Below are 9,985 nucleotides of genomic sequence, written 5' to 3'. Positions count from 1 at the left end.
TCGCTGATCCACTGGTTGTCCGTGCAGACCAGGTGAAGCTTCAGACCGTGGAAGTAGCTGCGTTGACTGGGAATGTAGCCGCGGTATACGCGGGCTGGGGCCAGGCGGCAACGGGGTGCGCGGATGTGGCAGGGGTAAGGTATCCAGGATGTAGTGTTCCACTGAGGACAGTTGCTCCCATAAGGCCTTGCTCAAGGGCAGCAGCAAGGGTATCCAGTCAGACAAGCTGTGCAGCCGTCGGCTCCCGCCACGCCGGGGCGGGGCGTGGGGGAGGGGATGTAGCTGAAAAGACCCTGCGCTTTGGCTTAGATCAGGGCGTGCTGATGCTTTCCAGCGAAAGCCAGGGCGGCCAGAATCCAGAGGGTAAGAATGACGCTGGCGGGGGTCGTCCCGGTGTCCGAGGGTCTTGAGCAGGTCGTCTATAATGCAGTAGGCCACTAGAACAGTCCAGCTCATAGTGGCCTTTATTTTCTGCGTAGTTAGGATAGGTGGCAACTTGAGTTAGGATATCGTCCCTTGGGTGCACGAGCATCTGCGAGTCCCGACAGGAGATCGTCCCCAGCGATCTTTCGAGACCGGATCTCACATTTCAACTTTGGAGATACTTATGACCCAATAATACGCAGAATGCGGTACTCGAGGCCCTCCACTGCCTGCCGGATGCGCCACTGGGCTTTGTCGCGCACGCCGGCCATGTTCGATACCGACCGCAGCTCGGCCCCGGCCAGGCCCAGCCACAAGCAGGTCTGGGCAAAGGCGGCCCCTTCCATGTTCTCGAGGTCGGCCTCCCATTTGCGCGCGAGCTGGTGGGCCTCGCTGGGGTTCTCCGAGACCAGGTCGCGGGTCAGGAACTGTTTGCCGGGCAGGCCCAGTTTGCTCTTAAGTTCGTCTGTAAAAGCTTTGTCCAGCGGAAAGCGGTTGTGGTAGGGCCTGGAGGCCACCACCAGGCTGGGGAAGCCCAGGCCCTTCAAGCCCCCATCCCGCACGCCCAGGTCGGCCTGAATCTCCCGCTCGGCCAGGGCGCAATCGCCTATCTGCAAGCCCGAGTCGGCATAGGCCCCCGCAATGCCAAAGAGCAGCACCCGCTGGAAGCGGCGCCGCTGGACGAAAGCGGCCAAGGTGGCAGCGGTGTTGACCTTGCCGATGCCGCACTCGAGCCAGACCCAGCCCGCCCCGCGCAGCCCCGCGCGCCCGTGAAAATCGAACTTCTGGCCTTTGAGGAAGGGAGCCTCGAGGCGGGTGGGAGATAGCAGGAGCAATGGTGGAGTGGACACAATTTAATACTAGCACCGGCTTTAGTTCGCCTTCCAGCAAAATATGGTCATCAACTTGACAAAAAAATATGATGCTAACCTCCCTTCGAGGTACCTCAGAAAGGGGTGAATTTAGCATGCGCGAGTTCATCATTCGCATTATTGCGGAAATAATTTGCCAGGTTACCCAAGGGTGCTAGCTGCTGGTTCGCTAGGCTGTTGATTCTAATACAACGGAGGTCGGTTGTGATAACTCGTGAATACCTCGTAGCTTTGCTGGATCATTTTTTCTGTAGACTTGGATGGTGCTAGCGTGAGTTCTAACTGAGGAGTTTCTCCTCACACCGATAAAATCGAAGTTACTTGGGGCTATATGCTAAAAATAGAATCAATTCAAAAAACATACCGTTCCCTTCGCAATGTTGTAGAAGTGCTTAAGGGCGTTTCCTTACAAGTGCGGCCGGGAGAGATTGTGGCGCTTCTGGGGCGCAACGGCAGCGGTAAAACCACCACCATTCGCACCGTGTGCGGCCTGGTGACTCCAGATGAGGGTTCGGTAAGCATCAACGGTTTGAGATTTGGGCAGCCGAATTACATGGCCCAGTTGGGAGCCCTGCTAGACACCAATCGAGTACTTTTCCCGCGCCTATCGCCCTTCGAAAACCTAGTTTATACCTGCGCCGTCCGGGGTATGCGGCGTCCGGAGGCCCGGGAGCGAGCCAAATACCTTCTAGACCTATTGGGCTTGTGGGAAAAGCGAAACGCGCCAGCGCAAACGCTGTCTAAGGGCATGGTGTCAAAGATGGCTTTTGCTGTGGCTATGCCCACGATCCCCCTTTTGTGTTGCTGGATGAGCCGACGCTGGGTCTGGACATTGATGCGGCAGAGGTGCTCGAGGCGCAAATTTTAGGTATGGCAAAGGCGGGTAAGGGTATTCTGCTCACAACCCACCAGTTGGAGGTTGCTGAGAGGCTTTGTACCCGAGTTGCTATCCTTTCGGGTGGACGCATCGTGGTGGATAAAGCCAAAGAAGAGCTTTTAGCAATGTTTGATCTGCAAAGCTATCGGATTACCTTCAAAGAGCCAGTGGGCCTGCCCGAGCTGCCTTTTCAACATACGCTGGATGAGTCGGGTAGGTTGCTCGAGGTGATTTTGGATCATCCTGAGCAGCTCTACGAACTGATGAGGCGACTGCACCCCAGGCCGCTCCGCTCCATTGAGAAACGAGAGGTCGAGCTAGCCGAGATATTCAGGAGCTACACAGCCCGAAAGGAGTCGCACAGTGCGTAAGCTGGCTATTTTGTTTGGTGCCGAGGCCTGGCGCGCCTGGCTGGAAGAGGTGCGTTATCCGCTGCAGTTTGTGATGGGCCTGGTTTTTATGGGCCTCATTTTCTTCTTGCTCAAAGGCGTGGCCCAGCTCTCGGGGGTATCAAGCTCGAATCCAGAAACGATTTTCAGACTTTTGGTGGGTTATCTGCTGGGACTGCTTGCGATGTCTGCTCTGAGTGGTATAGCCGCGCAAATTAGCAGGGAAGCAAAGTCCGGTACGCTGGAGAACATGGTGCTGTCCGGGCATGGCCTTACAGCTTTTTTTGTAACGCAGGCCCTCGCCCGCCTCGCGCCAATTTTGCTCAACACGGCAATTTTATTTCTGGTACTGACCAACCACAATCAGATCAACTTTAGTCTGAGCTGGGAAATGCTCCCTGCCATCGGCTTGTTTTACATTGCGGCCCTGGGTCTGGGTCTGGTGGCTGGGGCGCTTGCGCTGCTGTTCAAGGAGATTAGAACGTTTTTTATGCTGGCGCAGTTGTTGGTTTTTCCGGCGGTCATTGCCAACCTGCCACAGCTCGAGTGGTTTCCGCTGGTGCTGGGTGCTTCGGTAATTCGAGACTTATTGCAAGGCAGCACCGTCGAAGCCTACTGGTGGATACTGCTTCTCGCCGAGACAACGGCGGTGTTCTGCATTGGTGTTCTATTGTTTGAGCTCGCGAACCGAGAGGCTAGAAAGCGGGGCCTGCTCGGCCACGAGTGATACCGTTTCCGCTTGAATCCTTCACCGCCCGCCGCAGTTAGAGGTGAAGGATTCAAGCCGACCGAAGGGAGTAGAAAAGCATTTCGGTAGTATCGTTTAGGCTTGCCGAAGTGAACGATACTGCCGAAATGCGTATAACCCAGGCTGGCCCAACGCCGACTTCGCAAAGCTACGCTTCGACCTAAGCAGTTATTGTGGCCTTGTGAAGCGCAATTCACCCCCCTTGGCCAGAAGGGTGTTCGACCCTTTGCCAACGTACTAACCGAATTTGGTATAAAACCTGGCAGATTTTCGTATACTTAAGACGTCAAGGGCTTTTAGCCCTGTTTATATATGGATAAAAAAGACCGTCCGGTGTACATCATTTCGGTTGCCGCCGAACTGGTGGATATGCATCCCCAGACCCTGCGTCTGTACGAGCGCAAGGGCCTTATTCAGCCCAAGCGCTCGGGGGGCAAGACCCGGCTGTACTCCGAACGGGACGTGGAGAAGCTGCGGGAGATTCGCCGGCTGACCCAGGAACTGGGGGTCAACCTGGCCGGGGTGGAGGAGATTATGAAACTGCGCGACGAGCTATGGGCGCTCGAGCAGCGGTTTCGCGAGGAGGCCGAGCGGCTCAAGCAGGAGCTGGGCGAGAAGCTCGAGGCCTTCAAAACGCCCCCGGCCCTGCCTGCCCCCAGTGAGGGCAAGGGCAAAAAGGTCAACGAGAAAGAACGGCCGGTTTACATCATCTCGGTGGCTGCTGACATCGTAGGTATGCACCCCCAGACCCTGCGCCTCTACGAGCGGGAGGGTTTGGTCGCGCCCAGCCGTACCTCTGGCAAGACCCGCCTCTACTCCGAGCGTGACGTGGAAAAACTCAAGGAAATTCGCCGCCTGACCCAGGAACTGGGTGTCAATCTGGCGGGGGTGGAGGAGATCATTCGCTTGCGGGATGAGTTGGACATTCAGCAGAACCGGCTCGAGTCGGAAATTGCCCGTCTACGCTTGGCGCTGCTACGCGAACTGAAGCCGGGAAAAAGCGACGAGAAGAAAGCCAAGTCGTCGGCAAGCTGATACAATCCCCGTCCGAAACGCTCCGTCTAGCGAAGCTTCAGCGGCAGCCGCAGCACATAGGCCAGCCCTAAAAACACGCTCAGACCGGCCAACCCGCCCAGGGTAAGTGGCAGGATGTTTTGCCAAAAGAAGGCCGGGATACCAAACTGCACCGCGACCATGTAAGCCACCCAACCTGCCGGTGCGGCTGCAAGTATGGCTTTTGCTACCATCCCCCACACCTCGGTTAGTACGACCATCTGAAAAGCCTGTAAGCGTCGGGCATAAATCGCCAAGCCCAACCAACCCGCAATAGCTGTGGCTAGATTTAGCACAAACAAACCCTGCTCGCGCAGCAGCCAGTAACCGAAGGTGTTGAGCAACGCTACCATCACCGTCACAGCCACCGCCTGGCCAACCTGCCCCACCGCATAAAAGCCCCGCAACATCAATTGGTTCAAGCCCCAGGGGAGGAGGGCAAAGCCCAGGGCCATCACGGTCTGGGTAGTGAAGGCCCGGTTGGCGTCGGAGAAGTTGTCGGTAATGGCGTAAAGCGTCCCCACGATCCACGGTGCTAGCGCTACCATCATCGCCGATGCGAAGGCCAGAGGTACTGCGAGCCGCTCCATGATGCGACGTAGTAGCTCACGGGCTGCTGACACGTCGCCGCTACCTGCCAGCGTAGAGAGCCGGGGGAAGGCGGCCATGGCCGGTGAGACCGCCAACAAGCCCAGTGCGGTGGTGAAGATCAGTTCCCCGTTCTGAAAGCCGGTTACTGCCGCCGAAGGGTAGGCGGCCAGAATGCCTAGTAAGACCAGGTTCAGGAATTGGCGTACTGAGGTGGTAAAAGCGAAGGGCCCAATACGCGAAAGCGCCTCCCGGAAAGCCGGGTGCCATTTGAATTCCAATCCATACCCCTTGAGGGCCGGAAGCTGTACCAGGGCTTGTAATGCACCCCCCAGTGTGACCGACAATCCAAGGGCGACCACGCTACTAGGAAACAACAGCATCACTACGATGGAGCCAATATTAAAGGCAACGGGGCTAAAGCTGGTGATGCCGAAACGTTCACCGGATTGCAGCATCGAAGAAAACAGGGAGGCCATCGAGATGGATAGCAGGAAAGGCATCACCAAGCGAATCAGGAGCACCAACTGCTCGAACACCGCCGGGTCGCGCAGGGGGCTGGGCTGGGCCAGGGAAAGCTCAGCCAGCCAAAGCAGGGCGCTGGCAATCTGGGGGGCAAAAGCGATACCCAGCCCCAGAATCACCAGATTAACCCCTAGCAAAAAAGCCCCAAAACGTCGGGCAAATGTGCGGGCCTCTTCTGGAGAGAGGCTGGTCAACACCGGAATCAGGGCGTTTTGAATCGCCCCCTCGGCCAGCAACTCGCGCAGCAGGTTGGGAATGCGGTAAGCCACCCAGAAGGCATCCTTTAGAACGTCGGGGAGCGGCAGATTGGTCAGAATGGTCTGGCGCACCTGGCCCAAGAGCCGGCTGGAAAGGGTGCCGGCCATGACCAGGAAGGTGTTGCGAAGGATTCTCGACATATGGGGGGCTGTGGAGGCCGACGCGGCCTAATCCCTCCAGCGCACGCGGCTACCTGAGGGCGACTTGTGAACCTCCAGACGCGCGGGCAGGCGTTCGGCTAGGGCTTCCACGTGGGTTACGATGCCCACCAGTCGGCCCTGGGTCGGCAGAGCTTCCAGCACCCCGGCCACCTGCTCCAGGGTTTCGGCATCGAGGGTGCCAAAGCCCTCGTCCAAAAACAGCGCCCCGATTCTGCCCCGCGAGAGGTGTTCTGAGAGCGAGAGCGCCAGGGAAAGGCTGGCCATGAAACTTTCGCCGCCCGATAGGGTACGCACTGGGCGCAGGGCCTCGTTCCAGCGGTCGAGCACTTTGTACTCGCCTTCCTCGAGGCGCAGGCTGTAGCGGTTTTGCGAGAGTGACTGGATGAGTTCGGAAGCTCGGGAGAGCAGGCCAGACTGGTAGCGCTCCAATAAAAAGTCTTGAAAGCGGTCGCCCTTGAGGTCGTTGGCGAGTTGTTCCCAGAGGTCGGTTTGTTTGTCTAAGGTAGCTTTTTGCTTTTCGGCTTCGCGCTTTCGCAGGAGTAGCTTTTGCAAACGATCGAGGTCAGACCGTTTAGCACCAAGGTACTTCTTGACTTCATCGAGGGCGGATTTGAGCCCGGTGACCACGGTTTTTTGTTCGGAAACTTGCAGCATGGTGATGGGCTCTTGGCTGCCCAGCTCCTGTTCTAATTTTTTGAGCAACGAGGTAATTTCCACCCCATCGCGTTCGTGCTGACTTTTCCGCTGCCGCAAGGCTTCCACTTCCTGTGGGCTCAGACGGGCTTTCCTAACAGATTCAGGGCTTTCGAACTGGGCTTCCCGAACCAAAGCCAGCGAGGCGGTTTCCTGGCGAGCCTGGTTGGCCTGCAAAACCCGCACAATCTCGCTCTGGCTCGAGACCTTGCCTTGCGCTTCAGACAAACGGGCCTCGAGTTTGGCGATCTGTCCGGCCTGGGCCTCGAGGGCCTGGAGTTGTTTTTGCAAGCCCCTGGCATAATCCTCCACCCCCAGTCCACTGGTGACTCCACGAATATCGCTAGCCAGCGCAGAAAGACGTTTGGTGCGTTCTTCGCGGATCTGTTCCAATGAGATGAATTCACGCACTTGGGCCTGAACAAGCTCGAGCTCGGCCCTGGCTTCGGCCTCTTCTTGCTGCCGATGATCGAACTGCTCAAGCAGCTTGGGCAGTCCTTCCTCGAGTTGTTTGCGCCGGTCTTGTTTGACCTTATAGTCGGCACGTAAATCCTCGAGGGCCTTGGCCTGGGCCTTTAGCGCTGTTTCCATTGGGGCCAAGTCGGGCAAATCGGTGACAGGCGGCAACTGTTCTACCGGGTGTCCACACAGGGGACAGGGTTCGCCCACTTTTAGCTTGCTGCGATACTGGTAGATGCCCTGGCGGGTTTTTTCCTGCTCATAGGCCTGTTCAGCCCGCTCGTATTCGGCCCGGGCGGCCACACCAGCGGCTTTGAGATGCTCGAGTTCCTCTGTCAACCGCTCATAGGTTTGCTGCGATTCCCTTAACTCGGTCTGAAACTGCTCGAAGGCCGCTGCGATACGTTTGTGGCGCTCGACTCGCTTGTGTAATTCGTCAAACTGCCGCTCGGCATCCCGCAGCGCGTCTAGGCGGTCTTCATCAAATGGTAGAGGAGCCGTATGGCGTAGGTTTAGGTTGCCCCCATAGCGCTTGAGACGGGCCTCCTGGTCTTGCAGCAAGGGAATTTGAGACAGCCTGCTTTTGAGTGCTTCTAGCTGGTTAGGCTCAAAGCCTTGGCGCAGCGGTTCGAGTTCGGCCTCGAGATTTGCCTGCTCAGTTTGCGCGGCCTCGAGCCTGGTTTGCGCTTGCAGAAGGTCGTTTTGTGCAGCTTGCAGCGCCTCCAATTGTGGCCAGACCCGCTCGGCTTTTTCGGCCTGGGCCAACTTTGCTGCAATTTCGCTGATGCGGGGTTGCTCGTTTTGCCAGTTGGTTTGGCGGCGGCGCAACGACTCGAGTTCGCTGAATTTTTCCAAGCCTTGCTCGAGGGTTCGCAGGGTTTTTTCCGCACTCTGTAGCTGGCTGCCCAGGTCGCGTTCGTCACGCTCGAGCTGCCCTATTGCATCACGCAGGGCCATAATTCGCTCCTCGTCGGCCTCGGCCAGCGCGTCGAGTTCGCCTTGCAAGCGGGCGCTCTCCTGGCCCATTTGCTTGAGCCGGGCCGCCACCTTTTCCCGCATGGCCTTGAGGGTTTCCAGTCCATACAATTTGATCAGGGTTTCGCGGCGTTCCTTGGGCGAGCCGCGCAAAAACAAGTCAAACTGGCCTTGCGGAAGCAGAATGGCCCGAGTAAAGGTTTCGTAGTCCATGCCGAGAATCTCGGCCAGCTTGGCGTCGAGCTCCCGCACCTTTTCCGAGGTCGGGTGGGTGCGCCACTGGTTTTCCTGGAGGAACTCCAGGCGGTTCTGGTTTTCTTTGCCCACGACCCGCACCACCCGCCAGGACTGCTCCCCCATGGCAAAGGTGAGCTCCACCTTGGCGGTCTCGATACCTGGATGTTTGAGTTCCTTCAGACCTGTCGAGCCGATGCGCGGTGTGGCCTTGTAGAGGGCATAGGTAATGGCGTCGAGCAGGGTGCTCTTGCCGGCTCCGGTCTGCCCGGTGATAGCAAATAACTCAACGTCATCAAAGGCGATTTCTTGTAATTCGGCATAAGCGCCGAAGCCTTCAATACGCAATCTTAGGGGTCTCATACATTATGCCAAACTCCACACTTGGGGAGCGCTGGGTGTATCTTTTATGGGCCGTGCCACCCAGCGTGCCCGAGGGTCTCTTATATTATTTTTTGAGGCAGTCATAGGCAAAATCGCTATCAGACAAGGGTAGAGTGCTAGAAGTCAAGAGCCCGCAGCTATGCAACTTGCTAGTGCCTTTCATGCACCCCCACGTCAGCATGGGTTTCCTCGAACATCTGTCTAAAGGCCGCCAGCAGTTCAGGGCTGGCTTCGCTGGCTGTGGCTTCCAGGCGGTATTGAGCATAGGCCTCGACCCAGTCAAGTTTTTCTACCGCTACTGCCGTTGGCCCGGTCTCCTCCGATTCAGCGACGTGAAACTCTACGTCCAGCAGGTCTGGAATTTCCTTGAACAGGCGTTCGCGAAGGGCGGGGTTTCCCTTGCCTTCGATCACCACTTTGCCATAACCGGGAAACGCTTGAATCTCGTCCCAGCGGCGATCCAAAGACTCGCGGCTGACCCGGAAGGTTTTGAGCGGTTTGCCCCAGCGCTCGTTTACGGGGTGCACCTTGGCCGGCAAACCGGGCTCAACCTCCACAATCAGACCGCCCCTGGGGCTATCCTCGCCCTCGCCAAAGTCGAGCTGGATCAGCGAGCCCGCATACCAGGCCAAGGGGGCCTCGGACACCTGCTGCTGGCGGTGCAGGTGGCCAAGGGCCACGTAGCTTAGGGTTTGGGGAAAGTCGGTGGGCTGGATGGCGTAGCTGTTGGTGGTGTGAAAGGTAAACTCGCCCCCACCCAGCTTCCCCCCTTCCACGGTCAGGTGGGCCATCAGGAGGTTCAGGTCGCCCCCGAAGCCCTGGGTCAGGTTTTTCAGGATCAGGCTCATGCTCGAGCTGTAGGTTTTCTTCCACTCCGCGCTGTCGCCCTGCAGCAGGTCGCCCGCCTTGACCAGTCGGCGCTCCGATAAAAAGGGCAGCAGCGCCACCCTAGCGCCCAGGGCCTCCACCACCCCACCCTGTTCGGCAAAGCGTAGGTTGCCAAACACGGTGGCTCCGGTCAGGGAGAGCAGGGGCGAGAGGGCCTCGAGACGGTCGCGGCTGTCGTGGTTACCGGCAATCACCAGCGCCGGAACCCTCAGCTCGCGCAGGCCCAAAAAAAACTCGAAGGCGGCGGCCTCGGCCTCGGTGGATACCACGCTCCGGTCGAACAGATCGCCTGCGACCAGCACCATGTCAATGCGCTCCGAGCGCACCAGCCCCAGCAACCCCTGCAACGCTTGCCGAATTTCCGGCGTTCGTTCCCGTCCTTTGAGCACCTTGCCTAGGTGCCAGTCTGCTGTGTGCAGAATGCGCATGGGCTGATTGTACTTTTGTTGGTCCGTTTT

The 9,985-nt window shown here is 58.0% G+C and carries 8 protein-coding genes; 4 read left to right on the top strand and 4 right to left on the bottom strand.

The genetic code is table 11. The annotated features are described in order from the left end of the window. Positions 1–605: 605 nt before the first annotated feature. Positions 606–1,274, bottom strand: coding sequence for a futalosine hydrolase (gene mqnB / locus WKI89_RS15795; protein WP_337871234.1), 669 nt, complete (start codon positions 1,272–1,274; stop codon positions 606–608). Positions 1,275–1,626: 352 nt separating this feature from the next. On the opposite strand from mqnB, the gene WKI89_RS15790 reads away from it, so the two are divergent. The 4 genes from WKI89_RS15790 (at position 1,627) to WKI89_RS15775 (ending at position 4,344) form a co-directional block, all read left to right on the top strand. Next, a complete protein-coding gene (locus tag WKI89_RS15790) occupies positions 1,627–2,163 on the top strand; it encodes an ABC transporter ATP-binding protein (protein WP_337871232.1) in 537 nt (178 codons plus the stop codon). Continuing rightward, entirely contained in the window at positions 2,094–2,543 is a 450-nt protein-coding gene (locus WKI89_RS15785) for a hypothetical protein (RefSeq protein WP_337871235.1), read from the top strand. The genes WKI89_RS15790 and WKI89_RS15785 overlap by 70 nt, the downstream gene beginning before the upstream one ends. Then, entirely contained in the window at positions 2,536–3,288 is a 753-nt protein-coding gene (locus tag WKI89_RS15780) for an ABC transporter (RefSeq protein WP_337871230.1), read from the top strand. Before WKI89_RS15785 ends, WKI89_RS15780 begins: the two co-directional genes overlap by 8 nt. Positions 3,289–3,621: 333 nt before the next feature. Next, entirely contained in the window at positions 3,622–4,344 is a 723-nt protein-coding gene (locus WKI89_RS15775) for a helix-turn-helix transcriptional regulator (protein WP_337871228.1), read from the top strand. A gap of 26 nt (positions 4,345–4,370) precedes the next feature. Here the strand turns inward: WKI89_RS15775 and murJ are convergent, their stop codons facing one another. From murJ to WKI89_RS15760, 3 genes are all read right to left on the bottom strand, one after another. Then, on the bottom strand, positions 4,371–5,873 hold the full coding sequence (gene murJ / locus WKI89_RS15770) for a murein biosynthesis integral membrane protein MurJ (protein WP_337871226.1): 1,503 nt from the start codon (positions 5,871–5,873) through the stop codon (positions 4,371–4,373). Positions 5,874–5,900: 27 nt separating this feature from the next. Then, complete coding sequence (locus WKI89_RS15765) at positions 5,901–8,618, bottom strand: SMC family ATPase (protein ID WP_337871224.1); 2,718 nt, start codon at positions 8,616–8,618, stop codon at positions 5,901–5,903. A gap of 170 nt (positions 8,619–8,788) precedes the next feature. Further along, positions 8,789–9,955, bottom strand: a complete 1,167-nt coding sequence (locus WKI89_RS15760; RefSeq protein WP_337871222.1) for an exonuclease SbcCD subunit D — start codon at positions 9,953–9,955, stop codon at positions 8,789–8,791. Between the last annotated feature and the right edge of the window lie 30 nt (positions 9,956–9,985).

Source organism: Meiothermus sp., from assembly GCF_037443965.1.
Lineage (GTDB): Bacteria > Deinococcota > Deinococci > Deinococcales > Thermaceae > Meiothermus.
The sequence above is the reverse complement of the archived record's forward strand: the minus strand, read 5'-3'. Positions and strand labels throughout refer to the sequence as shown.